This window comes from Halobacillus locisalis (assembly GCF_013694105.1).
GTDB lineage: Bacteria > Bacillota > Bacilli > Bacillales > Halobacillaceae > Halobacillus > Halobacillus locisalis.
Window position 1 is genome coordinate 747,288 of record NZ_JACEFG010000001.1, and the last position, 26,474, is coordinate 773,761.

Annotated in this window: 26 protein-coding genes; all 26 read right to left on the reverse strand. The window is 44.1% G+C overall.

The window, feature by feature from the left end:
- Positions 1-5: 5 nt before the first annotated feature.
- On the reverse strand, positions 6-965 hold the full coding sequence (locus H0266_RS03940; RefSeq protein WP_181471063.1) for an ABC transporter permease: 960 nt from the start codon (positions 963-965) through the stop codon (positions 6-8).
- Complete coding sequence (locus H0266_RS03945; protein ID WP_425484285.1) at positions 966-1,997, reverse strand: ABC transporter permease; 1,032 nt, start codon at positions 1,995-1,997, stop codon at positions 966-968. It abuts the gene before it with no gap.
- A gap of 19 nt (positions 1,998-2,016) precedes the next feature.
- Entirely contained in the window at positions 2,017-3,543 is a 1,527-nt protein-coding gene (locus tag H0266_RS03950; protein WP_181471065.1) for an ABC transporter ATP-binding protein, read from the reverse strand.
- A 147-nt stretch (positions 3,544-3,690) separates the two neighbouring features.
- A complete protein-coding gene (locus H0266_RS03955; protein WP_181471066.1) occupies positions 3,691-4,827 on the reverse strand; it encodes a BMP family lipoprotein in 1,137 nt (378 codons plus the stop codon).
- Positions 4,828-4,925: 98 nt separating this feature from the next.
- The gene (locus tag H0266_RS03960) at positions 4,926-5,651 is read right to left on the reverse strand and encodes a GntR family transcriptional regulator (RefSeq protein WP_181471067.1); all 726 of its coding nucleotides are present in this window, start codon (positions 5,649-5,651) and stop codon (positions 4,926-4,928) included.
- Between the two features lie 300 nt (positions 5,652-5,951).
- Positions 5,952-8,234, reverse strand: a complete 2,283-nt coding sequence (locus tag H0266_RS03965) for an FtsK/SpoIIIE family DNA translocase (protein ID WP_181471068.1) — start codon at positions 8,232-8,234, stop codon at positions 5,952-5,954.
- A gap of 144 nt (positions 8,235-8,378) precedes the next feature.
- Complete coding sequence (locus H0266_RS03970) at positions 8,379-8,582, reverse strand: YlzJ-like family protein (protein ID WP_181471069.1); 204 nt, start codon at positions 8,580-8,582, stop codon at positions 8,379-8,381.
- A complete protein-coding gene (locus tag H0266_RS03975) occupies positions 8,579-9,304 on the reverse strand; it encodes a ClpP family protease (protein ID WP_281374232.1) in 726 nt (241 codons plus the stop codon). The genes H0266_RS03970 and H0266_RS03975 overlap by 4 nt, the downstream gene beginning before the upstream one ends.
- Before the next feature lie 422 nt (positions 9,305-9,726).
- Complete coding sequence (gene dapA, locus H0266_RS03980) at positions 9,727-10,596, reverse strand: 4-hydroxy-tetrahydrodipicolinate synthase (protein ID WP_181471071.1); 870 nt, start codon at positions 10,594-10,596, stop codon at positions 9,727-9,729.
- Positions 10,593-11,834 (reverse strand): aspartate kinase, encoded by a 1,242-nt coding sequence (dapG, locus tag H0266_RS03985; RefSeq protein WP_181471072.1) that lies wholly within the window; start codon positions 11,832-11,834, stop codon positions 10,593-10,595. The genes dapA and dapG overlap by 4 nt, the downstream gene beginning before the upstream one ends.
- Before the next feature lie 25 nt (positions 11,835-11,859).
- Positions 11,860-12,906, reverse strand: coding sequence for an aspartate-semialdehyde dehydrogenase (gene asd, locus H0266_RS03990; RefSeq protein ID WP_181471073.1), 1,047 nt, complete (start codon positions 12,904-12,906; stop codon positions 11,860-11,862).
- A gap of 105 nt (positions 12,907-13,011) precedes the next feature.
- Entirely contained in the window at positions 13,012-13,608 is a 597-nt protein-coding gene (locus H0266_RS03995) for a dipicolinate synthase subunit B (protein WP_181471074.1), read from the reverse strand.
- The gene (gene dpaA, locus H0266_RS04000; RefSeq protein ID WP_181471075.1) at positions 13,601-14,500 is read right to left on the reverse strand and encodes a dipicolinic acid synthetase subunit A; all 900 of its coding nucleotides are present in this window, start codon (positions 14,498-14,500) and stop codon (positions 13,601-13,603) included. Before dpaA ends, H0266_RS03995 begins: the two co-directional genes overlap by 8 nt.
- A 246-nt stretch (positions 14,501-14,746) precedes the next feature.
- Entirely contained in the window at positions 14,747-14,980 is a 234-nt protein-coding gene (locus tag H0266_RS04005; RefSeq protein ID WP_181471076.1) for a YlmC/YmxH family sporulation protein, read from the reverse strand.
- A 16-nt stretch (positions 14,981-14,996) separates the two neighbouring features.
- Complete coding sequence (locus H0266_RS04010) at positions 14,997-15,920, reverse strand: polysaccharide deacetylase family protein (RefSeq protein WP_181471077.1); 924 nt, start codon at positions 15,918-15,920, stop codon at positions 14,997-14,999.
- A 706-nt stretch (positions 15,921-16,626) separates the two neighbouring features.
- Complete coding sequence (gene pnp, locus H0266_RS04015; RefSeq protein WP_181471078.1) at positions 16,627-18,753, reverse strand: polyribonucleotide nucleotidyltransferase; 2,127 nt, start codon at positions 18,751-18,753, stop codon at positions 16,627-16,629.
- A gap of 331 nt (positions 18,754-19,084) precedes the next feature.
- A complete protein-coding gene (rpsO, locus tag H0266_RS04020; RefSeq protein ID WP_079529890.1) occupies positions 19,085-19,354 on the reverse strand; it encodes a 30S ribosomal protein S15 in 270 nt (89 codons plus the stop codon).
- A 134-nt stretch (positions 19,355-19,488) separates the two neighbouring features.
- Positions 19,489-20,421, reverse strand: a complete 933-nt coding sequence (locus H0266_RS04025; protein ID WP_425484291.1) for a bifunctional riboflavin kinase/FAD synthetase — start codon at positions 20,419-20,421, stop codon at positions 19,489-19,491.
- Positions 20,422-20,449: 28 nt separating this feature from the next.
- The gene (gene truB, locus H0266_RS04030) at positions 20,450-21,346 is read right to left on the reverse strand and encodes a tRNA pseudouridine(55) synthase TruB (protein ID WP_181471080.1); all 897 of its coding nucleotides are present in this window, start codon (positions 21,344-21,346) and stop codon (positions 20,450-20,452) included.
- 67 nt (positions 21,347-21,413) lie between these two features.
- Entirely contained in the window at positions 21,414-21,767 is a 354-nt protein-coding gene (rbfA, locus tag H0266_RS04035) for a 30S ribosome-binding factor RbfA (RefSeq protein ID WP_181471081.1), read from the reverse strand.
- Positions 21,768-21,912: 145 nt separating this feature from the next.
- Entirely contained in the window at positions 21,913-22,191 is a 279-nt protein-coding gene (locus H0266_RS04040; protein WP_181471082.1) for a DUF503 domain-containing protein, read from the reverse strand.
- Positions 22,188-24,248 carry a translation initiation factor IF-2 gene (gene infB, locus H0266_RS04045; RefSeq protein WP_181471083.1) on the reverse strand — a complete coding sequence of 687 codons (2,061 nt, stop codon included), beginning with the start codon at positions 24,246-24,248 and terminating at the stop codon, positions 22,188-22,190. Before infB ends, H0266_RS04040 begins: the two co-directional genes overlap by 4 nt.
- Positions 24,249-24,256: 8 nt before the next feature.
- Positions 24,257-24,571, reverse strand: coding sequence for a YlxQ family RNA-binding protein (locus tag H0266_RS04050; RefSeq protein ID WP_181471084.1), 315 nt, complete (start codon positions 24,569-24,571; stop codon positions 24,257-24,259).
- The gene (rnpM, locus tag H0266_RS04055) at positions 24,571-24,843 is read right to left on the reverse strand and encodes an RNase P modulator RnpM (RefSeq protein ID WP_181471085.1); all 273 of its coding nucleotides are present in this window, start codon (positions 24,841-24,843) and stop codon (positions 24,571-24,573) included. The genes H0266_RS04050 and rnpM overlap by 1 nt, the downstream gene beginning before the upstream one ends.
- 28 nt (positions 24,844-24,871) lie before the next feature.
- Positions 24,872-25,963 carry a transcription termination factor NusA gene (gene nusA, locus H0266_RS04060; RefSeq protein ID WP_181471086.1) on the reverse strand — a complete coding sequence of 364 codons (1,092 nt, stop codon included), beginning with the start codon at positions 25,961-25,963 and terminating at the stop codon, positions 24,872-24,874.
- Between the two features lie 15 nt (positions 25,964-25,978).
- Positions 25,979-26,452 carry a ribosome maturation factor RimP gene (gene rimP / locus H0266_RS04065; protein WP_181471087.1) on the reverse strand — a complete coding sequence of 158 codons (474 nt, stop codon included), beginning with the start codon at positions 26,450-26,452 and terminating at the stop codon, positions 25,979-25,981.
- Positions 26,453-26,474 lie beyond the last annotated feature (22 nt).

Genomic DNA, 26,474 nt, shown 5'->3' on the forward strand with positions numbered 1-26,474 from the left:
TCTTATTATCGACTTCCTTTGATGTACGGTTCTCCGAGTGACTTCGGAGCCTCTGCCCGACCGATAAAACCGGCAAGAGCAAGAATCGTCAATACATATGGAGCTATTAATAGGAAGATTTGCGGCACATCTTCAAGTAATGGTAAACCAGAACCGAAGATACTTAAGCTTTGAGCAAACCCGAAGAAGATGGCTGCCCCGAGTGCACCTAGTGGATGCCATTTACCAAAGATAACGGCAGCAAGCGCCATGAACCCCTGTCCAACAATTGTTGAATGAGAGAAGTTCAATGCAACTGTCAATGCATATACAGACCCACCAAGGCCACCTAGTGCACCTGAGAGCATGACAGCAATGTAACGCATACGATACACTTTGATACCATTTGTGTCAGCAGCCATCGGATGTTCCCCTACAGAGCGTAAACGAAGACCGAATGGTGTTTTGAAAATGACAAACCAAACTACAAAAGCCAAGATAATCGCAAGATACGATGTCATATACCAACCTGAGAAGAACCATTCTCCAAGGATCGGAATTTTACTTAATAACGGAATATCTGTTGCATAAAACGGTCTGGCCACCATATCTGTTTGGCCTTTATCATACCACTGCTTCGTCAAGAACAAGCCGATACCGAGCGCCAGGAAGTTAATGGCCACACCACTAACCACCTGATCCGCGCGGAATGTAATCGAGGCCACGGCATGAACTAAAGCGAATAGAGCTGAAACAATCATCGCTACAAAAATGGAAACCCAAGGCGTAGCTGCCCCGAAAGTATCATAAAACGTTAAGTGGAAGACGATTCCCACAAAGGCCCCCATGACCATAAGCCCTTCTAGACCTATATTGATGATTCCAGAACGTTCACTGAAGACGCCACCTAAAGCTGTGAAAATCAGAGGGGCAGCGTACACCATGGCAGCTGGTATGATCGAAGCTATAATATCTATGAACCCCATTTATTTCCCCTCCTTCTTGAAACGTAAGAACGCCCAGCGGATGATGTAACTGGATGCGACAAAGAAAATGATTAAAGCTATGACAATCTCAACCAATTCAGTCGGCACACCCGCTTCTGTAGGCATGTTCAATGCGCCAATTTTTAGAGTACCGAATAAAAAGGCTGCAAGAACAACACCTAAAGCCATATTCGCCCCTAGTAAGGCTACAGCAATACCGTCAAAGCCGATATTGGTGAACCCAGACTTCACGTTCATGTAACCGAACGTTCCAAGGCCTTCCATTGCACCAGCAAGACCAGCAAAAGCGCCTGAAATGACCATAGCCAATACAATGTTTTTCCCTACGCTCATACCCGCATATTTGGATGCATTTTGGTTGAACCCTACAGAGCGAAGCTCGAAACCACGTGTCGTTTTATTCAAAACGAACCACATGACAAGTGCCATGAACAAAGCAACAATTAACCCATAGTGAAGACGTGAGAAGTACGTCATACTCGCTAACCACTCTGACGCAAGTGACGCAGAAGGCGCAATTTCAGCGGTACGATCCTCTCCGTCTGTTAACACATTGCGGACAATATCATTAGAAATATAAAGAGCAATATAGTTCATCATAATGGTGACAATAACTTCGTGTACACCAAGTTTAGCTTTTAAGATACCGGGTATAAAACCCCAGAAAGCCCCTGCTAATGCTGCGGCAAGGATAGCCAAAGGCAAATGAATGATCATAGGTAAATCAAAAGATATACCTACGGCAACGGAGGCAAGCCAACCTACAAATACTTGCCCTTCTACCCCGATATTCAATAGACCGGTTCGCAATGCGAAAGCAACGGCCAGACCAGATAAGATGTATGGAGTGACTTGCCTAAGCGTTTCTCCTAAGAAATAGCTGTCACCGAAGGCACCGTTCCAAAGGGCGGCATACCCTTCTATGGGGTTGTATCCGAAGACAAGCATTATGATGGCTCCAGAAAGTAAGCCTAGAACAACTGAGATAATGGGAATTAATATGTTAATCATACGGTTTGAAAATAACATGTTATTCACCACCCGCCTTTGAAGTGGAGTTTCCTGCCATAAGTAGCCCGAGATCTTGTTCGTTTGTTTCTTCCGGCTTCACTTCAGCGACGATTTGCCCATCAAACATTACGGCGATACGATCACTCAAGTTCATGATTTCCTCTAATTCAAACGATAGCAAAAGTACGGCTCTTCCTTTATCTCGCTCTTCGATGAGCTTCTTATGGATGAATTCAATGGCACCAACGTCTAAACCACGTGTTGGTTGTGCCGCAATGATCAAATCAGGTGAACGATCCACTTCGCGTCCGATGATGGCTTTTTGCTGGTTTCCTCCAGACAAAGCACGTGCTTTTGTGTAAGCATCTGGGGTACGTACGTCATACTCTTCAATGAGCTCATTGGCTTTTTTATAGATGTTTTTGAAGTTCATGACACCGTTTTTAGAAAAAGGTTCATTATAATAACTTTGCAGCACCATATTTTCTCCAACTGGGAAGTCAAGAACGAGACCGAATTTATGACGGTCTTGCGGAATATGAGATATTCCCGACTGCGTTACTTTACGAGGAGTCAAGTTTGTTATCGCTTTCTCGTGAAGTTTAATATCGCCAGATTCTGTTTTTCGAAGGCCTGTAATGGCTTCGATCAGTTCAGATTGACCATTCCCATCCACACCAGCGATCCCAACAATCTCACCTGCGCGGACATTCAGATTCAACCCTTTAACCATTTCCACACCCCGAACATCTTTTACGCGTAGATCTTTGATTGACAAAAATGTCTCTTTCGGATCAGCAGGTGTCTTTTCAGTCGAGAAGCTAACCTCGCGACCGACCATCAAGGAAGCAAGTTCTGTCGGGTTTGTTTCAGAAACTTCAACAGTGCCGATCCCTTGTCCCTTTCGGATGACTGTACAGCGGTCACAGACTTCCATGATTTCTTTCAGTTTATGTGTGATCAGAATAATCGACTTGCCTTCTGAAACGAGGCTCTTCATGATGTCAATTAGTTCTTTGATTTCTTGAGGTGTAAGTACGGCGGTCGGCTCATCTAGGATTAAGATTTCTGCACCACGATACAGCGTTTTCAAAATTTCTACACGTTGCTGCATCCCCACAGAAATATCGCGGATTTTCGCGCGCGGATCAACATTCAAACCGTAGCGTTCTGACAATTCTTGCACTTCTTTTTCCGCCCGCTTCAAGTTGACCTGCCCCATTCGTTTGGGCTCACTACCAAGAACGATGTTTTCCGTAACGGTAAATGTATCCACAAGCATAAAGTGCTGGTGCACCATACCGATACCTAGGTCGTTGGCTATGTTGGGATCTGTGATGTTCGCTTGTTCCCCTCGAACGCGGATTTCGCCTTTTTCCGGCTGATAAAGGCCGAATAACACGTTCATGAGTGTTGACTTCCCTGCCCCGTTCTCACCTAGCAGAGCATGGATTTCGCCTTTTTTCACTTGTAAGTTGATGTTGTCATTTGCCACAATACCCGGAAATTCTTTACGAATATTCAGCATTTCAATTACGTAATCCATTCGCTTCCCCTCACTCTCTATATTTTTCCAAATGAGCTTTCTCTTGAAAAAATCATCAAATGAAGAGGGCCGGAGCCACTTCATTTGATGATTTTCCTTTATGAGTAGAAAAAGGCCGGCTTACACCAGCCTTTTTCTGAAATCAACTTATAGAGAATTCACATAAGTTTCTAGGTCTTCACGTGTGCTTGGTACTTCAACATCACCATTTGTGATTTTTTCTTTCCACTCTTCAATCGCTGTGATGATCTCTTCTGTCATGGCTTCTTCATTTGTACGAGCAATGCTTACACCATCGTCAGATAGACCGTACTCAAGAACTTCTCCACCAGGAAACTCACCGTTCATCGCTTGTGTAGCTACGTCTTGAACAGCAATGTCAACGCGCTTAACCATAGAAGTAAGGGTTACGTTTGTGTCGCCAACTGCTCCTTCTTCGTATTGGTCACGGTCAACACCGATAACCCAAACGTTAGCTTCTGGATCATTGTTTTTAATATCTTTCGCTTGTGCAAATACGCCGTTACCTGTCGCTCCTGAAGCGTGATAAATGACGTCAACGCCTTTGTCGTACATGTTGGAAGCAATTAGTTTACCTTTATCTGCAGCAGCGAAGCTCTCAGCATATTGAACGTCAACTTCGATGTCAGCGTTTACTGATTTCACACCCGCAACAAAACCTGCTTCGAACTTGTTGATTAACGCGCCGTCAACTCCACCAACAAAACCAACCATGTTGGATTCTGTTTTCTTAGCAGCAGCTACCCCGGCAAGGAAAGAACCTTGGTGTTCTTTAAACGTAATACTCGCTATGTTGTCACCTTCAGCTACAGAGTCCACAATACCGAAGTTTGTATCTGGGTATTGAGATGCTACTTCTTCGATAGCCGGTTGTAATAAGTATCCAATTCCGTAAATCAAGTTGTAATCCTGACGTACTAGACGGTTGATGTTCGTTACATAGTCCGCATCACTTTCAGACTGTGCGTAATCGTAACCTTCACCTTTAGACATGCCGTTCTCTTCTCCGAATGCTTGAAGACCTTCCCATGCAGACTGGTTGAATGATTTATCATCTACTCCACCTACGTCTGTAACCATGGCAACAGAGAAGTCTCCGCTAGCGTTCTCCTCAGAGGTTTCTTCTTCGGTATTTTCACTTGAATCTCCGCCTGTACTATCTTCTTCGTTTCCGGCGTCATCATCAGAAGCTCCACAAGCTCCAAGAACTAAACCAATAGACAATAATAGTGCAAACAATACGAACCAACGATTTTTAAACAAAAAAATTACCCCCTAATTTTGTTAAAGTTACACACATTGCTACGACAAGCCATTCTTTCTATACGGCGAAGCCTCACCTCCTCAAAGTTTGTAAGCCCTTACACTCGTTTTCGTAAAACGTGGAAACTGAACTTATCTGCCCTGAAATAGTTAGAAGACAAGAGCATCGGTACATCATCCTCCGAGTAATGCATTTGCTTTAATAGCAAGAGAGCTTGGTCAGGCTCGCAGTTCAGAATCGGTGAAATTCGTTCATGATAACCAATTGGTTCAATATGCGTAACGGCGTATCCAATCCGCTTTCCTGTGTAATCTTCTAATGTAGAAAACAATGAATCCGCTTCTCGGACATGATCGATCGGAATAAGGTGTTCTGGAATCTTGTCTACACAGAAAACAACAGGCTGTTCGTCAGCTGTTCTCACACGCTCCACTTTTGCTATATTATGTAACTCAACGGGAGCGAAGCGTTTCTTGTCCTCTTCTGTTGCTTCAACGAGATCGGCAGATAAATATTGAGACCCTGGTAACATACCGGAATCATTAATCATTCCTGTGACACTATTCAATTCTTCAATTCCTGAAGTGAAGAGCGGTTTAGGGTTCACAAACGTTCCTACCCCGTGCCTCCGAGTCACGACTCCATCTTCTTCTAGAATTCGCAAGGCTTCTCGTAAGGTAGCACGAGAGACTCCGAGCGATTTTGAGAGCTGAAATTCGGATGGTAGTTTTTGCTTCTCTAAATAGATACCGTTTTCAATATCTCGTTTAATTTGCTCTATTACCTGCAAGTACAGGTGTCGTGTATCCTGCCTAATTGACATACCTTTCACTCCAAGTCATAATGGGCTTCCATTCTTAATAGTCTGACATCTGACGTTCGACACATCATATTTCGTGAATAATATAACACTTTTCTACAAATAAATAAATAGAATTAGGACATTTTTATAGATTTCGTTAATAGAGTGTAAATTTGAAAGCGCTTTTTGATCTTAAATATGAGGAAAGACTTATTTTTTTGTTATTTGTTTCTTTTTATGGAAACGACCTTGTTCTCATCTTACACCATTCATGCGACATAAAAAAAGCTATGACTCAATGTAGAGTCATAGCTTACTAGTTTATGAAGATTGTTCTTCTGTTTGAGAAACGAGGACAGTTCTGGGTTTGCTGCCTTCATAAGGTCCCACAACCCCATTGTCTTCCATAGCATCAATAAGACGAGCGGCACGCGTGTATCCTACACGGAACCTGCGCTGTATCATCGAGACGCTTGCACTTTGCATTTCGACAACCATTTGGACCGCATCTGGATACAAATCATCGTCTACTTCTTGCTTCACTTCACTCTCTTCTTCCGGGATCATCTCTTCCTGATATTGAGCACGCTGTTGCTCTACACAGAAGTTCACAACACGTTCCACTTCTTCATCGGATAAAAAGGCCCCTTGCACACGAGTCGGTTTGTTGGATCCAACAGGTGTGAATAGCATATCTCCTCGCCCTAACAACTTTTCTGCTCCTCCTGAATCAAGAATAGTCCGGGAGTCTGTTTGGGAAGACACACTAAAAGCAATCCTTGAAGGAATATTCGCTTTGATTACACCTGTGATGACATCCACAGACGGTCGCTGTGTGGCAATAATCAAGTGAATCCCCGCGGCACGGGCCATCTGAGCGAGTCTTGTAATCGCGTCTTCGACTTCATTTGAAGCAACCATCATCAAATCGGCGAGCTCGTCGACGAGTACGACAATATAAGGAAGCTGCGGTTGCTTTTCTTCATGTTCTGCATTGTACTTTTTAATATACTCATTATAACTCTCTATATTTCTTGTTCCTGTATCTGAAAACAGATCATAGCGTCGTTCCATTTCAGAGACGACCTTCTTCAGTGCTCGTGAGGCTTTTTTCGGGTCGGTGACAACAGGTGCGAGCAAATGAGGAATGCCGTTGTAAACATTGAGCTCTACTTTCTTCGGGTCAATCATCATCATCTTCACCTCATGTGGCTTTGCACGCATTAAGATACTCGTAATGATCCCGTTAATACACACACTCTTTCCGCTACCGGTTGCACCGGCCACAAGTAAGTGGGGCATCTTGTTCAACTCGGACATGACCGCTTCTCCTGAAATGTCGCGTCCAAGAGCAAAGCTTAGCTTCGCCTCTGGTTTTGATTTACCTGTTTCCAATACTTCCCTTAATGAGACCATGGATACTTCCTGGTTCGGTACTTCAATACCGACAGCAGATTTGCCGGGGATTGGTGCCTCTATTCGGATGTCTTTAGCGGCAAGAGCAAGTGCAAGGTCGTCATTCAAGTTGACGATTTTGCTTACTTTCACTCCTACATCAGGGTATACTTCATATTTCGTTACCGCAGGACCCACATGAACTTTGGTCACCTTAGCTTTGACCCCGAAACTCTGGAACGTTTTTTCAAGCTTTCGTACAGTTGCCTGAATGTGGGTACGGCCTTGGCTCTGAGGGCTCGATGTAGGTTCATCCAATAAATCGAAGGTAGGCAGCTGATAATCGAAGTTTTCCAATTCGGCTGTCGGCATAGATTTCTCAATACTGACTTCTCCCTCATCCTCACTTGCTTCAGCATTCGTTGGCTTAGGTTCTTCGTCCACCTCTGCCTGATAGCTTTTGTTATCCGTGAAGTCTTGAATAATTGGTTCTTCAATGGTCTGTTCTTCTTCCTCTGCGCCTTCGTCTTCCATCTCAATCACCGTAGTCGTCTCCTCTTGTTCATCAGGTAACGACTTTTGTTGTTCACGCTTTTCTTTTATGCGCTTCAATTGTTCTTGACCAACCGATTTCATTCTAGCACCAACTTTAGCCAGCACATCTCCGATCGAACGTTCCGTAATGAAAAGGATTCCGATGAGCAATAAGAAAAACGATACAATAGCTGCTCCGACTCCTGAGAATAAATAGTACGTAATGGATAAAAGGATCGCTCCAACAAGACCTCCACCAATACTATAAAAGGAGCCCTCTCCTCTCATCATAATAGTCGTCCGGTCCCATGTCATCGCTATAATCGAACCGCCCTCAGTAGCGAGGTCGTCGCCTAACGTTTCCAAGTGTGTAAATAAGAGAACCGCAGACAGGATAATATATAGACCAATCGTTCGTTTATGTATAAAAGTCGGCCAATTTCTTTTAATCATCAAATAAACTCCGACTACAAGGAAAAAGAGAGATGCAAGAAAATACCACACCCCAAATAGAAACTGCCAAATACGCTCGAGTCCTCCAGGAACAGCCCCATCACTGATAGCGGATGCTCCGCTCCCGAATACTGCAATGAATAAGAATAGCAGTCCAATCAGTTCGAATTTCACCTGTTGTTTTAAGCCTTTACTCTTTTTTGTTTTTCGTTTTTTCGCCATACTCCCACCTCCATGTTTCCTGACTTGATAGCGTCTTTGTTTTGAAATGAAAACAGAAGGATGCCGATTGTCTTCTCTTTTTAATCAAAGAAAACAAGCTCGACATCCTGACATAGTCCTTATTATACCACTAGTGTGGATTTGTTACGAGTCCAACCATTGACCTGGTTGAAGTTCTGGATCCATGTAATGGGAAGGGTCTGTTGAAAGCACTTGTACAATCTGCCTTTTCCCATTTCCATCATCCATACACTTAACAGGACAATTTTTGTGCTTGTGATATACGACATTCGATTCATCTTGCCTTGGAAAAATATCATGTTCACTGAGAGGTGTATAAAGAATCATTGGACCACCTGATTTTCAGGACCCTTATTGTCACCAATCATTTGATTCAACTTCTCCATGGCTTCCTTCACGCCTCCAACTGCATCAATCAGCCCGTGGTCCACCGCTTGCTGCCCTACCACATTTGTACCGATATCGCGGGTCAAATTCCCTTTTGCAAACATCAACTCTTTGAACTTTTCTTCATCAACATCAGAATGGTGTGTCACAAAATTCACGACACGGTCTTGCATTTTGTCCATGTATTCAAATGTTTGGGGCACTCCGATGACAAGACCCGTCATTCGAATTGGATGAATCGTCATCGTTGCCGTTTCAACAATGAAGGAGTAGTCCGCGGACACGGCGATAGGGACCCCAATGGAATGACCACCACCAAGCACAATGGATACCGTCGGTTTGGATAAAGATGCGATCATCTCTGATATAGCCAGTCCTGCTTCCACATCTCCACCGACCGTATTCAATAAAACGACTAGTCCCTCTATTTTAGGGTTTTGTTCGATTGCAATAAGCTGTGGAATGAGGTGTTCATATTTGGTCGTTTTATTTTGGGAAGGTAATTGAACATGCCCCTCCACTTGTCCTATTACGGGTAGTACGTGAATATTCGAATCAGCCGGTTGAGGAACATTGGATTGACCTAGCTGTTGAATCTTATCTACGATGGATGACTTCGATTGATCTTGTTGTTTATCGTTTTCTTGAGGAGAACCTTTCATGTTCATTATTAGACGACCCCTTTCACTCTTTTCTGGTAGTATGGGTTTTCAGATACACTCTCATACAAAGAAATGCGAATGGACCGCACAAGTTTCATTCTGTTATGTTTTATACGGTTTCTGTTCAAGAATCGTGCAGTATTATGGAACACTCAATTTCGAGACTTTTGTAGTGAGTACGGGGAGATGGCGAGACTCCCGCGGGAGAAGGACCAAGGCGAGACCCCACAGGGAGTGTCAACGACCGAGGAGGCTCGACGGTTCCCCCGCGGGAAAGCGAGTCATTTCCCACCACGCCCTTTTCTTACTTCAGTAGAGGATCCAAACACCTCACCTTCAAGGCTTCAATATAGGGGGGATTGTCTTGATTCAACATTAAAGAGAAAAATAAAAAGCCAGCGATGGACCGCTGGCTTTAAACTCTATAAATTCCTCATGAATGACAACACATTCAACTTTTCTTCCGTCGTTAATGGCACAAGAGGAAGTCTCATACCTCCTATATCGATTCCAGCATGAATAAGTGCGGCTTTGACAGGTGCAGGAGATGGTGCAGAGAACATCCCTTGGAAAACAGGTAGTAAAGTGCGGTGGATTTTTGAAGCTTCTTTCTGTTTTCCAACGTCAAATAGATTGAGCATTTCTTTCATCTGTTTCCCTGCGACATGAGCAGATACAGAAATGATTCCATTTGCTCCAATAGCATAAGCAGGTAGAGTTAAGTGGTCATCCCCACTATAGACACTAAACTTTTCATTCGTATGTTCAATGATCTGCGCCATTCCGTCTAAGTCACCCGTCGCTTCTTTGACTGAAACGATGTTATCGATTTTTGATAGATCAATGATTGTTTTGGGTTCAATTCGGACGGCGGATCTTCCAGGCACATTGTAAATCATGATCGGGGTGTCGACTGCACCTGCGACGGACTTGTAGTGAGCGTATAACCCTTTTTGATTCGGTTTATTGTAGTAAGGAGCGACAATCATCAGCGCATCGACACCAGTTTGTTCCGCCCGTTTAGAAAGCTCGATTGTCCCTTGCGTACTATTACTTCCAGCACCAGCGATGACCGGTACACGGCCGTTTACCGTTTTGACGACGTGAGACCAAAGCGCTACTTTTTCATCCGCGGTCAAGGTCGGAGATTCACCTGTCGTTCCAGCGACAACCAGACCGTCCGATCCGTTTTCAAGTAAATGTTCAACTAAGACTGTCGCTTTCTCAAAATCGATGCTTTCATTCTGATCAAACGGCGTCACCATCGCCGTTAATATTTTTCCAAAATTCATGTTGGAACTTCCCCTTTCAGTGTTACGAGGTCTAATTGAAAGGTTTTATGCAGGGCATTGACAGCGGAGATCAAGTCTTCTTCTTTGATCAGCACCCAAATGGTTGTGTGTGAATCGGCTGATTGTAAGATCTGTACGCCAACATCTGTCAACGCATGAACGATTTTTGCGGTTACACCAGGTAGACCTGCGATACCCGCTCCGACCGTCGACACTTTCGCACATCCTTGTTTCAATACTGGTTCATAGCCTAATTGCTCTAAGATCGACTTCGCTTGCTCTGCATATCGATGTTCGATGGTGTAAACGACGCCACTTGGAGAAATATTAATGAAGTCGACAGATATTCCGGCAGATGCCATAGATTTGAATACATCGGATTGTAATTTGGAAGGATCTTTTTTGGATTGGACTTTAATTTGGGTCAGACCGAGCATGTGAGCGATCCCAGTGACCGCTCTTTCTGTAAGGTCTTGACCTAGTCGGTCGTCTTTTGTACCGGAAACGAGGGTTCCAGGTAAATCTGAATACGTGGAGCGTACGCGGATGGGCACTTTCGCATACATCGCGATTTCTACAGCTCTCGGATGGATGACTTTAGCTCCCTGATACGCTAAGTTACAAATTTCATTGTAGGTCACCACGTTCAAGGCGCGGGCGTTTTCAACAACTCTTGGATCGGCCGTCATAATACCATCCACATCAGTGAAGATATCGATAAATTCAGCAGATAAAGCAGCACCCAAGGCCGCAGCCGTCGTGTCACTCCCGCCGCGCCCGATCGTGGTTGTTTCGCCCCGCTTTGTTTGACCTTGGAAACCAGCGACTACGACGACATCATTTGTTTGTAATTCCTGAAAAATGCGAGAAGGATTCATGCGGATAATTTTGGCTTTCGTAAACTCTTCATTCGTTAAAAATCCAGCTTGTGCTCCAGAAAGAGAGACAGCTGGGGTACCCGACTTACTTAATTCATGTGCGAATACAATGGAAGAAATAGTTTCTCCACAAGACATAAGGAGGTCGACTTCCCTTAAAGAGGATGTTGTTTCGGGATAGTCGATCAGACTGAGTAACGTGTCGGTTGCATAGGGGCTTCCTTTCCTCCCCATCGCTGAGACCGTTACGACTACTTTATACCCTTCAGTAAGAGCTTTCTTTACATGAGCAATCGCCCGGGACCTACTGTCTTGATCCCGGACGGATGTTCCTCCAAACTTCTGTACAAGTAGCTTCATTTGGCCACCTCAATTTATTTAAGAGTTACAGCCAACCATTCGCCACGACACGTTCAGCGATTTGTACGCTGTTCCAAGCCGCTCCTTTAAGCAGGTTATCCGAGACGACCCATAAATGGAAGCCATGATCATTGTCCAGGTCTTTTCTGACACGCCCGACAAACACATCTCGTTTCTCAGCAGCACTGAGTGGTGTAGGATAGGCTTGTGTCGCAGGGTCATCTTCGAGAACGATTCCAGGCGCATTGGTTAGCAATTGTTTAACATCATCAACCGAAACTCCTGACTTCTCTACCTCAATATACACACTTTCAGCATGAGAAGTGAAAAATGGCAGTCTGACACACGTGGCTGCAACAGCCAATTCAGGACTATGCATGATTTTTCGCGTTTCATTGATCATTTTCATTTCCTCGAACGTATAACCATTTTCTTGGAACAAATCGATTTGCGGCAAAGCATTGAACGCAATCGGATAATGGTTCTGATCTCCTTTGACAGGTAGTAAATTGGCTTCTAGATCTTCCCCATTCAGGAAGGCTTGTGACTGTGAACGAAGTTCTTCTGAAGCCTCATTTCCGGCTCCTGACACCGCTTGATACGTAGATACAATGACTCGATTCAACCCTAAAGAATTTCGGAGAGGTTCAAGTGCTGCGACCATTTGAATGGTGGAACAATTCGGGTTGGCAATAATGCCTTGATGGTGTTCGATATCTGCTTCGTTGACTTCCGGAACAACAAGGGGTACATGCTCAGCCATACGGTAAGCACTTGTGTTGTCGATCACTAAAGCCCCGCGTTTGACTGCTTCTGGCGCAAGCGACTTCGAGACTGATCCGCCTGCTGAAAATAAAGCGATATCCACGTTTTCAAAACTCTCTGGTTTCGCTTCTTCAACAACAAGGGTTTGGCCTTTAAAGACAACCTTCGTCCCCGCTGAACGGCTGGAAGATAAAAGTTTTAATTCGTGTACTGGAAAATTGCGGTCTTCTAAGGTTTCGAGCATCTTTTGCCCGACCGCTCCTGTAGCGCCTACAACGGCAACGGTGTACGTGTGTGACTGACTCATATTGTATACCCCTTTCAAATGTGACGATTGTTAGAATTGTTTGATAGGTCACTATTTTTGTCATTCTATCACATTTATCTGCTCCACTGTTATGAAAAAGTTGAATTAATTCGGATATCTTTCAATAAGAACTGGTTGGCGCTGTTTGCCTTCAAGAGCTGCTTCAATCGTTTCTGGGATTAATGACATATCAGCAACCAAGGAATTAGGCTTATTAAATGGATGATCCTGCCCTAGTGGAACAAAGTAAATATTTTTTGTTGCCATCAATCGCATAATGTTCACTCCGTTCAGACCCAACGCATCATTCGTTGAGACTGCAACAACCACTGGACTTTCATTTCGAAGTGTTGCTTTCGCTGCCATCAGTACCGGCGAGTCCGTCAATGCATTCGCAAATTTGCTCGTTGAATTTCCTGTAAGCGGAGCAATAAGCATACAGTCGAGTGGTCGTTTCGGACCAAGTGGTTCGGCGTCTGGAATCGTCATGATCAATTCCTCACCCGTAATCTTTTTGATTGTTTCAAGATGTTCGGCCGCTTCACCGAATCGTGTATCTGTTTTTTGTACGGTATAAGACAAAACCGGTACAACAGTCGCTCCCATATCCACCAATTGCTGCATAACCGGAAAGACCTCATGATACGTGCAATGGGATCCTGTCAGTCCGAATCCTATCGTTTTTCCTTTTAAGCTACTCATTCGAATTCTCCTTTCTATTCTGCTCTTTCAAAATGCGCAACATCACATCTGCAATGATTCTTCCAGCCGTCTTCGGGGCGACAATCCCTGGAAGACCTGGTGCCAAAATCGCTTTGATCCCTCGTTTATCAGCAAAAGTGAAATCTGTTCCTCCTGGTTTGGAAGCAAGATCTACAATCAGAGCATGGGAAGGTAATTGTTTAATCACTTGCTGATCGACCACAAGATGAGGAACCGTATTGATCAGAATGTCGCATTCCATGTTGGATTCATGTATCTTATTCATATCGATCGGTGTGAGCCCCATTTCGTACACTCGTGCCATTGCTTTCGATGATCTGACACCAACGGATACGTCAGCACCAATATGGTCAAATATACGAGCAAGACTCATACCGACGCGACCGAGGCCTAGAACCATTAACTTTGAACCATGGATTGTAAAATCCGTATGTTGAATAACAAGCATGATCGTTCCTTCCACTGTAGGTATCGAGTTGTAAATCGCTACATCATCTCGATCCATCAGCGGGTGTAAAGAACGATCCACTGTTTTCATTAGATTCGTTAAGAAAGAATTCGTGATTCCTGTGAATATTTGACAATGTTTGGGTGTGCGCTTCAACCACTCTTCAGACAATTGAATGAGTCGATTCGAAAAGATCCCATCGATTTTACCTTCATCATCTGTACCAGGAATGGGTAAAATAATGGCATCCAGTTTCTCTACTTGATCGCTGTCAAAGTCAAGGTCGACGGCTTCTGTGAAACTTTCATTTAATTGGTCAAACCCGGCTAAATAAACCGTAGCATCCCATTCATTCAAACGACGAATGATTTCGATCTGCCGGGCATCGCCCCCTATGATAGCAACGTGGTATCCTGTTAGCATGCCGGATGTCTCCTTTTTTCTATGATCTTATCTCTTTGTATCCTATGCCGTAGCGAAAAGTTAGTGATATTGAAATCAACAAAAGTCGCCCAAGCAACACGAATACGAAGACTGACGGATCTTCAGGACACGAATGGTACGTGTTGTAAAGGATATGGCATTGTTATTAACCTCAGCCTCCTTCTTTTGTTGACCTACCGTTTTTATGCCATGAAAAAAGCACTTCCCTAATGAACGGGAAATGCTTTACTGTTTACCTCGTTTTAATAAAATCGTTTCTTCTCCGATGGTTTCGATTTGGTCCCATGAAATAGAGAACGCTTGTTTCGAAGTTCCCATCATCGACTGATTGATGACGACCAATGAAAGAATCGATCCTGTTTCAGGATCAAAGACCAAATCTGCATTTCCTAAGATACCGAGCTTTTGGCCATTTTCAATATCAATGACTTGTTTTTTCGCAAGAGACTTCAATCGCACAATGTCCGATCCCCCCTTACCTTTCTGGGCTTAGTAATTGCGGAAGAGCACCAATGCGGTACCCTTTTTCCCTAATCTGATCAATAAGAGCTGATAGGCTATTTTCTGTCACTTGCGTCGGATGCATTAAAATGGTGGCCCCGTTGTGAACCTTGTTGGTTACTCGCTCGATAAGTACGTCTTTCGTCGGTTTTTTCCAATCGATCGTGTCTACCGTCCACAGGATTGTCTCCATACCCAATTCATCAGCGGCTTCAACCGTAGCTGAATTGAAGCTTCCTGATGGAGGAGCAAAGTAGCTGATTTTCTGCTTTGTCAATGCGAATAGAAACTCGTTTGCCGTTTCTAAGTTGACTATCGCCTGCTGCTTAGACATTCTTCCCATATCTTTATGTCCAAAACCATGACTTCCGATGGTATGTCCTTCTTCATCGATCATTTGCACAAGATCCGTGAAATCGCGGGCAAAAGCACCATCTATGAAAAAGTTCGCCTTTACATTTTTTTCAGAGAGGGTTTTGATCATACCAGGCAAATAGTCTTCACCCCAAGAAACATTAATAAGAAAGGAGACCATTTCTTTCTCTGGATTTCCACGATAAATCGGGGAAATCGGCAAATCTTCCATCGTTACTTTTGGAGACACCGTTTTGAAAACAAGCCGTTTGGGATCAAACTCTCCATTTTCTTTCATCTTTTCATAAGATGCTTCGACATCTACTTTTCGACCGTTAATGCCAGGTGTCTTTTTCCAAACCGAATCAAGTGTAGCATCTTTGGCTTCCCATTCGTACGTTGGTTTACTTTCTTTAATTTCTTCATACAACTCATCCGCTTTATAAACGGGCATTTCCTCCGCAGAATTCGTATAGAAAGCTAGTCCGATTCCGAGGAAGAAGAAAAACAAAATGATGATAGCAGACGCATGGTATTGTGTCATAGCAAACACCCCTAGATAAAGTGTATGACCAACGATCCTCACCTAGAACAATAACGCTACCATTGTTCAAGACAATCCCCCTTATCTTGAAGAGACCGTTTAGAGATGTTTTGGTGATTTCCGTTACCTCATGAAGTTTTCGAAGGTCCGGGAAATGACTCGCTTTCCGTGGGCATGTGCTGAGCTTCCTCAGGCTTCGCCTTGCGGGATCTCACCGGTCATGTACATCCCACAGGAGTCTCGCCATTTCCCGGACCTTCTTGCTTTTATGAGGGGAACGGAAACATCAGATGAGCTCGTTCACCTCAAAAAAAGCGGCTGTGCGGGTATTTTGCTAGCCAACCACTGTTCATGTAGGAGGTTCGTTCCACTACATTTTGATAGGGGTGGTTTTGAAACAGTGAGACTCCCGCGGGAGAAGGACCTAGGCGAGACCCTACAGGGAGTGCAACGACCGAGGAGGCTTGCCGGTCCCCCCGCAGGAAAGCGAGTTGTTTCAAAACCACCCCCTACTCCTCATAAGGTGACGAACCCAGCAACATCTCGAAATCAAGTGTTCAAGATTACTGCCCGATTGTTGAATATATAGATAGTAAATCAGTTTGAATAGAAAAAAGGACAAAAAAAAAGAACCTGGCTGTCCAGCTTCTTTTCCTCTACAAGGATGTTGTTGAACACATGGAAAGACCATGTGTCCTTATCCTTTTTATTCGTTATTAGCTTCTTCTTCCTGTTTCTTCTTCTCTTCGATTAAGATCGCTTTACGAGAAAGGTTCACACGACCTTGATTATCAATCTCTTTTACTTTGACACGTAAAGTATCACCGATGGAAACGACATCTTCGACTTTACCAATGCGCTCTTCAGCTAGTTCGGATATGTGGACAAGTCCGTCTTTCCCTTTGAATAGCTCTACGAAAGCACCGAATTTCTCGATACGCTTCACTTCACCGTCGTAAATTTCGCCGACTTCGACTTCACGTACAATGTCTTCGATGATTTTTTGTGCCGTAACGTTCATGTCGGCATCCGTCGAAGAAATAAATACCGTTCCGTCTTGTTCAATATCGATTTTCACGCCAGTATCTTCGATAATCTGATTGATCTGTTTTCCGCTTGGTCCAATGACGTCACGAATTTTATCAGGGTTGATCTTCATCGTCATGATTTTAGGAGCATATTTAGATAGCTCTGTACGTGTTTCAGGAATCGTGTCTAGCATATGACCCAGAATTTCCATACGCCCTTTTTTCGCTTGCTCGAGAGCTTCTTCTAAAATTTCACGAGATAGACCATCAATCTTGATATCCATTTGCAGAGCAGTGACACCTTGAGCTGTACCGGCCACTTTGAAGTCCATGTCGCCTAGAGCATCTTCCATGCCTTGAATATCAGTAAGAATGGTGTAGTCATCACCGGATTTCACAAGTCCCATAGCAATACCAGCAACAGGTGCTTTAATCGGTACTCCAGCATCCATCATGGCAAGGGTACTCGCACAAATACTCGCTTGTGAAGTCGAGCCATTGGATTCCAATACTTCCGATACAAGACGAATCGTGTATGGAAAATCGTTTTCTGAAGGAATCACCTGCTCCAATGCACGCTCACCGAGCGCTCCGTGCCCAATTTCACGGCGACCAGGTCCACGAATCGGTCCTGTTTCCCCGACAGAGAATTTAGGGAAATTATAATGGTGCATGAACCGTTTAGATTCTTCAAGGTCCAATCCATCTAAAATCTGCACATCACCTAGTGCACCAAGCGTACACACACTAAGGGCCTGTGTTTGTCCACGAGTGAATAGACCTGAACCGTGAGTACGAGGAAGTAAACCAATACGGGAAGATAATGAGCGGATTTCGTCTACTCCACGCCCATCAGGACGCACTTTATCTTTCGTGATCAGTTTACGGACTTCGGTTTTCACCATGTCCTCAAGAATGTCCCCGACTTTTTTCAACGTTTCTTCATCGGCCTCTTTTTCTTCGTAAGATGCGATGACTTCCTTCTTCGCCTCGTCGATAGCCGCTTCACGGGCTTTCTTCTCTTCTGTTTTGATCGCAGCAACGATGGCGTCTGTCGCTTGTTCTTCAACTTCTGCCTTTAATTCTTGATCGAGATCGAAGAGTTGAACTTCCATCTTCTCACGACCAACAGCTGAGATGATTTCTTCCTGGAATTCGACTAGACGTTGGATTTCTTGATGTCCGAACATGATCGCCTCAAGCATATCCGCTTCTGGAACTTCTTCCGCACCCGCTTCAACCATGTTGACAGCATCTTTCGTGCCGGCAACGGTTAACGTAATATCACTTTTCTCTTGTTGCTGAATCGTTGGGTTAATGACAAATTCGCCATCAACGCGGCCAACATTTACACCAGCAATTGGACCAGCGAACGGGATATTAGAAATACCTAGTGAAATGGATGAGCCGATCATGGCTGCGAATTCAGATGAACAATCTTGATCTACACTCATCACTGAGCTGATGACTTGTACATCGTTACGGAAACCGTCTGGGAACATCGGACGAATAGGACGGTCAATGAGGCGTGAGGCAAGAACCGCTTTATCACTCGGACGGCCTTCACGTTTAATGAACCCTCCAGGAATCTTACCTACAGCGTATAAACGCTCTTCATAGTTCACAGTCAAAGGGAAAAATGGAAGATCTTTCGGTTCCTTTGAACCCGTTGCGGTAGATAAGACAGTTGTATCTCCATAATGGATGAGGGCTGCACCATTGGCCTGTTTGGCTAATTCGCCAACTTCAACAGAAAACGTGCGGCCAGCTACATCAATTGAAAACACTTGTTTTTCTTCTGCCATAAGAACTTACTCCTCTCAAAAATAACTCTATTGATTTTAGAAAAGCGCAGGCGCCTTGTTCACCCTCGACAAGCTTAAGCCAAGGAGTGTAAGGAGGTGGTCTTTCCTCCTGAACTCATTGACTTAAGACCTCGAGAGGGTAGGCGCCGGAGCTAGACACTTTAGAAAAGCACAGGCGTTTTGCTGATCCCAAGCAAATGAATGAGTCAGCAGCAAGTGACGCACAGGCTGATTAATGATAAATCACAAGGAAGGCGTTATCGTCAGTTTACACCCGAATCTATGTAAACATACAGAAAAAGCGGGAAATCTCCCGCTTTTTCTCGATACATTAGCGACGCAAGCCAAGACTCTTGATTAACTCACGGTAACGTGTAATGTCTTTATTACGTAGGTAGTTCAATAGGTTACGACGCTTACCTACCATTTTAAGCAATCCACGACGAGAATGGTGGTCCTGCTTGTGCGTGCGTAGGTGATCGTTCAGGTTCGTAATTTGCTCTGTTAGTACAGCGATTTGTACTTCAGCTGATCCTGTGTCGTTGTCATGAGTTTTGTACTCATTGATTAGTTCTTGTTTACGTTCTTGTGTGATAGCCATTATTAGCTACACCTCCATAAAATATTTTAGAATTCCCGTTCCCCTAGCGGACGTCGGAGTAACGAATCGCCAAGCGAAGGTTCCATACTATAGAGTACATTTTTTGCAGACAAAATGCAAGGGAAACGTTGAATCTATGCGAAAAAATGACGAATTTGTGATTCATCATCAGCCAGTTGATTCTTCAATGCATCTACCCCATCGAAACGCTTCTCCTCACGAACCATTACGTGAAACTCCACTCGCACTTGTTTGCCATAGAGATCCTGATCAAAGTCAAATAGATGTACCTCCAGGTTCGGTTCCCGATCTCCTTCGAATGTTGGTTTGACACCTAGATTGGCCATACCCGGGTAACTGTGACCGTTGACATGAATAATTACAGCATACACACCGATCTTTGGTACATAATAGTCATGCTCCACATCAATATTCGCTGTTGGATAACCGATTGTACGCCCACGTCGTTCTCCATTTACAACAATACCTTGCATGACATATGGACGACCTAACAATTCGATCGCTTCATCTACCTTACCTTGGTCCAAGACTGCCCTTATGCGGGTGGAACTGATTTTGTCTTCCGTTTTTTCCACTTTCGGTATCACCGTTTGAGAGAATCTTCCTTGTGACAATTCCGGCAACTGTTCCATATTTCCCTTCCCTTTGTGACCAAACGTAAAGTCAAATCCGGCCACGACGTGCTGCACGTTCAATCCCACAAAAAAGTCATCGACAAATTGCTGTGGAGATAACTGAGCTAGAGCTTGATCGAACGTGACGACGAATAAATAATCGATTCCCATAGAATCGAGGATCTCTTCTTTTTCGCGAAGGGGTGTAATGTAATGGGCATGGACTTTGCCTTTCTTCAACACGACAGACGGATGCGGGTCGAACGTCATGACCGCGCTCTTCGTATTCATAGATGCAGCCTTTTCTTTTGCTTTTGTAATAACGGCTTGGTGCCCTTGATGGACACCATCAAAAAACCCAACAGCGGCAACACTCGGCTCAATAGTTCGTAATCCGTGTGCTGAAGATTGGGATAAGCGGAACGTTTTCACTCTCATCACCTGCTTCTCATTACTATGGTCAAAATACTCTTACGGGCTTAATTAATCCCGGTTTACTAGGGTGCTGCTGGTAAATCGCTAAAACATCTTCCCCGTGTTTGACATTAAACGTGTCTGCATCAAGGTCATTTGGTTTTTCGAGTACTCGACCATGCTGAATCCATGATACATACTCATCGCTTATATCCCACGAGGGCATATGAGTCAAACCGCGAGCAAGAGGAAGCAGAACAGAGTCACGTTGGTCTTGATCGGCTGCTTCCTGTACTTGCGTGAACGTATAACAGTCAGCTGCCGTTATGTCTGCTGTCTTTGTCCGGACTAAAGAAGCCATATGGGCTGGATAGCCTAAAGCTTTTCCTATATCGACACAAAGCGTTCTGATGTATGTACCTTTTGAGCATACCACACGGATCCCAAAAGACACAGTGTCTCCGTCTATGACTAAGTCCTTGTTTAACAGTGATATTTCTTCAATGGTGACCGTTCTAGTTGGTCGTTCTACTTCGATTCCTTCTCTCGCATATTCATATAGCTTCTTACCATTCACTTTTACTGCTGAATACATGGGTGGCGTTTGAGTAATGTTTCCTTGAAAGGAAAGTAATGCGTTCTCTATCTCTTTTACTGTTAAAGAAGGATCAACAGCTTTTGATTCAATCGTTTCACCAGAAGCATCCTCAGTGTCTGTCGAATACCCGAGCGTCACAGTTCCTTCATACACTTTTTCAGTATCTGTCAAGAAGGGAACGATCTTCGTCGCCTTGCCTACACATAAGGGCAATACCCCTTCAACGTCTGGATCTAACGTCCCCGTATGACCGATTTTTCTTGTCTTCATCATGCCTCGGGCTTTACTTACGCAGTCATGGGAGGTAAAGCCTTTTGGTTTCCATAAAGGAAGAATGCCGTCCATTTCATACACCTCCAGTAAAGTCATCGATATACAGACAAAATCCGTGCTATGATAGCACGGATTCTAGTCATTCATTATCGGTATCATTAAGGTCACGAATAATCGTTTCAATACGATTGCCTCGTTCGATCGCTTCGTCAAACTCGAACATGATCTCAGGAGTTTTACGAAGGCGTATACGCTGACCAATTTCAGAGCGAATGAAGCCTTTCGCTTTCGCTAGACCGACTAGGGTATCATGCCTCTGTTTTTCGTCTCCGAGAACAGAAATGTACACCTTTGCTTGTTGAAGGTCACCCGTTACCTTGACTTCTGTAACGGTGACAAACCCTACACGAGGGTCTTTGATTTTTTTGCTAAGAATGTCACTGAGCTCTTTTTTCATTTGCTCACCGACACGGTTTGCTCTTAAATCGTTCATCTTTGTTCACCTCATTTTGTTAAACCGTGCAAGTATTGATCTACGCTGTAAGTAAATCATAAACTGACTACTTTGCACAAAAGAAAAACCATAAAAGCGTAAGCACCTCGAAAAAAGGTGCTTTACGCAAGTCTTGATCAATATTTTACAACCATTCCAGCAGCGTATCCGCACGCTCCAATTCCGGAAAAGAGTCGATAAACGCGAGGGTTTGCTGAATCGTTTTCTCTGCAATGACTTTATCACTGTTTATGGTAACGAGACCGATGGTGGTCCGCTGCCAGAGATTCTGATGCTCGAGTTCGCTGACTGATACGTTGAATTCGTTTTGAATTCTTGTGATCACCCGTTTTAGTACCGAGCGCTTTTCCTTCAGCGACTGAGAATCATAGATCAAGCATTCCACTTCAGCGCTTAATATCATTTACGCTCGACTTCTTTCATTTCATATGGCTCTATGATGTCACCGATCTTAATGTCGTTGAAGTTCTTAATTGTTATTCCACACTCATATCCTTGAGCAACTTCTTTTGCATCGTCTTTGTAACGTTTCAACGCGTCAATTTCACCTTCGTAAATGACGACACCGTCACGGATGACGCGGACACCTGAGTTTCGCGTCACTTTACCGTCCGTTACATACGACCCAGCAATTGTACCGATTTTGGACACTTTGAAGACTTCACGTACTTCCACTTGTCCAACGATTTGCTCTTCATATACAGGGTCGAGCATCCCTTTCATAGCCGCCTCGATCTCTTCCATCACTTTGTAAATGATGTTGTGTAGGCGGATTTCTACGTTTTCACTTTCGGCTGCTTTTCTAGCATTCCCATCAGGACGCACGTTGAAACCGATGATGATGGCGTTAGAAGCGGAAGCAAGAGTAATGTCTGATTCCGTAATCGCACCGACACCTGTGTGAATGATTTTAACTTTCACACCTTCAACATCGATTTTTTCAAGAGATCCTGTTAGGGCTTCAACCGAACCTTGAACGTCACCTTTGACGATTAAATTGATATCCTTGATATCACCCTGTTTGATTTGCTCAAACAAGTCATCTAGACTAACCCTCGCAGTTGCGCTACGGTTTTCTTCCAGCGCTCTCTGAGCACGAGCTTCTCCGACAGAACGGGCTTTCTTTTCATCTTCAAAAGCAAGGAAGCGATCTCCTGCTTGTGGGACGTTATTCAATCCCGTGATCTCAACTGGAGTAGATGGTGCAGCGACTTTTACGCGACGACCGATATCATTGACCATAGCACGCACACGTCCGTGTGTGTTCCCTACAACAATGGCATCCCCTACGTTCAGTGTTCCATTTTGGACAAGAAGTGTCGCGACAGGTCCGCGCCCTTTATCCAGCTCAGCTTCGATGACTGTACCGTAAGCCATACGGTTAGGGTTGGCTTTCAACTCTTCGACTTCAGATACAAGAACGATCATTTCTAATAGTTCTTCAATACCTTCGCCTTGAACAGCAGACATTTTAACGAAGATCGTTTCACCACCGTATTCTTCCGCGATCAATTCATATTCCATAAGCTCTTGCATGACACGGTCAGGGTTGGCCCCTTCTTTATCCATCTTGTTGACAGCTACGATGATTGGTACACCTGCAGCTTTAGCGTGACTAATCGCTTCTTTCGTCTGTGGCATTACACCATCATCAGCAGCGACTACAAGAATGGCAATATCCGTTACTTGTGCACCACGAGAACGCATGCTTGTGAAAGCGGCGTGACCTGGAGTATCAAGGAATGTGATTTGCTTATCATTCTCTTCAATCTGGTAGGCTCCAATATGCTGCGTGATTCCGCCAGCTTCACCTTCTGTAACCTTAGCATCACGGATGCGGTCTAGAAGTGTTGTTTTACCATGGTCGACGTGACCCATGATCGTTACAACAGCAGGGCGCTCCTGCAAGTCTTCAGGTTCGTCATCAAAGACCATGTTCTCGATGTCTGTATCATCGACAATGACTTCCTCTTCGACTTCTACATCATACTCACCTGCAATCAGCTCGATCGAGTCTGGATCAAGGTCCTGGTTTTTCGTGGCCATCACACCAAGGAACATGAGCTTCTTAATGATTTCAGAAGAATCTTTTCCTAGCTTTTCAGCGAGTTCTCCGACAGTTAATGAACCAGAATACGTAATCTTTTCCGGTGTTGCTGCCTTCTGTTTCTTCTGCTGTGGTTTGCCTTGATTGTTCGGCTTATTGTTATTCGGCTTCTGATTTTTCTTGTTATTCGGCTTTTGATTGTTGTTTTGTTTTGGATTATTCTTCGGCTTTGAGGCAGGCTTCTGGCTCTGTTGTCCTTTACCGAACTCTTTATCCAATTTGCTAGCTACGTCATCTTCTAAAGTTGACATATGGTTTGTCACTTCTACGTTCATCTTCTGTAGTTTATCGATGACTTGTTTACTTGATAATTCGTTTTTCTTGGCATATTCATATACGCGCATTTTACTCATATCAATCTTCACCCCCGAATAGATTCATCGAGCAGCGATTGCAACTTTTTCGCAAAGCCTTGGTCAAGAACTGCGATCGCAACTCTCCCCGCCTTTCCGATGGATTGTGATAATGTATCCCGATCGTCCACCGTATAGCAAGGTATATTATAAAAGCTACATTTATCTGTTAGCTTCTTTTTCGTTTGTTTTCCCGTATCGTTGGCAATGAGGACGACTTTTGCTTTTTTTCTCTGAATATCTCGGACGATCGCTTCTTCGCCGAGCGTGCATTTGCCTGCTCTAACAGCGAGTCCAAGTAAATTTAAATATCCGCCACTCATCATTTATCTGCCTTTACGATCGTTTTTAACTGTTCATAGATATCTGAATCGACTTTCGCCTTTAAATGACGATTGAGGATCTCTTGTTTCTCTGCACGCTCAATGGCCTCCATGCTCTTAGAAATGTAAGCACCACGACCATTTTTCTTTCCGCTTTCGTCAACAAAGACCTCTCCTTCTTTGTTGCGAACAACGCGGATGAGCTGCTGTTTCGGAATCATCTCTTGTGTAACCACACATTTACGTAAAGGAGCTTTTTTGGAACGGGTCATCGTCTCCCCCTCCTTATTCTTCAGACCATTAGTCTTCAAGGTCTACATCTTCTTCAACGGATGCATCTTCAGAAAGCATCCCTTCTTCCCGGGCTTCACTTTCGCTCTTGATGTCAATCTTCCACCCCGTCAACTTAGCAGCTAGACGTGCATTCTGGCCACGTTTCCCGATAGCAAGGGACAGCTGATAGTCCGGGACGATGACAGTGGTTGCTTTTTCTTCTTCGTCTACGAGGACTTCGACGACTTTTGATGGGCTAAGGGCATTCGATACGTACTCGACAGGATCTTCGGACCACTGCACGATATCGATTTTCTCGCCTTTCAATTCATTGACAATCGCTTGTACACGTTGCCCACGCTGACCAACACAAGAACCAACCGGATCGATTTCTGGGTTATCTGCATACACCGAAATCTTCGAACGATCCCCTGCTTCACGAGCTACCGAAATGACTTCAACTGTACCATCATAAATTTCAGGTACTTCCATTTCGAAAAGACGCTTCAGTAAGCCTGGGTGTGTACGTGACACGTAAATATGAGGACCTTTGTTGCTGTTCTCTACTTTTGTCACGAACACTTTCAAGCGGTTATGAACCTCATACGTTTCGGTCGGCATTTGTTCCCCTTCAGGTAGACGGGCTTCAATCTTCCCAAGGTTTACATAGACAAAACGAGGATCTTTTCGCTGGATGATTCCCGTCATGACATCTTCTTCTCGATCTACGTATTCACCGTAAATGATGCCACGTTCGGCCTCACGTACGCGCTGTGTAACCACCTGTTTTGCAGCTTGAGCCGCAATACGACCGAAGTCCATCGGTGTTACTTCCACTTCAATGACATCCTCTATGTCGTAGTTCGGGTCGATTTCATTTGCATTTTCTAAAGAAATTTCTTGTTGAGGATCCATGACCTCTTCCACAATTTCTTTCCTTGCGAAGACCTTCATCGTGCCTTCTTCTTCATTAATATCTACACGCACATTCGTTGCAGAATTGAAGTTCTTTTTGTATGCGGAAATGAGCGCTGCATCAAGCGCTTCCAACAATAAGTTCTTGTCGATGCCCTTTTCCTTCTCTAAATAATTCATGGCATCAAATAATTCACTACTCAACTGTCTTCCTCCCCTTTAGTTAAAGCTTACCGCTAAATTGGCTTTGGCGATTTTATTAAATGGTACTTCCAGACGCTTTGTCCGTGTCTTAATACGGATTTCGACGACAGCCAGTTCATTTTCGAACGATTGTAAAGTACCTTCGAATTCTTTTTCCCCGTCAATCGGCTCATAAAGCTTCATATACACGTATTCGCCAACATATTTCTCAAAGTCCTTCTCCGTCTTAAGTGGTCTTTCCGCTCCCGGAGAAGCTACCTCTAAGAAATAGGCAATGTCAATCGGATCTTCTTCATCCAATTGTTCACTTAATTTCTCTGATACTTGGCCGCATTCCTCAATATCGACGCCGCCTGGCTTGTCGATAAAAACGCGCAAATACCAATTTGAGCCTTCTTGATCGAATTGAACATCGACCAACTCTAATTGCATTTCATTTAATATCGGTTGAACAAGTCTTTCTGTAACGGATACAACATGATTGCTCATGTGCTTCCCTCCTTTTGAACCC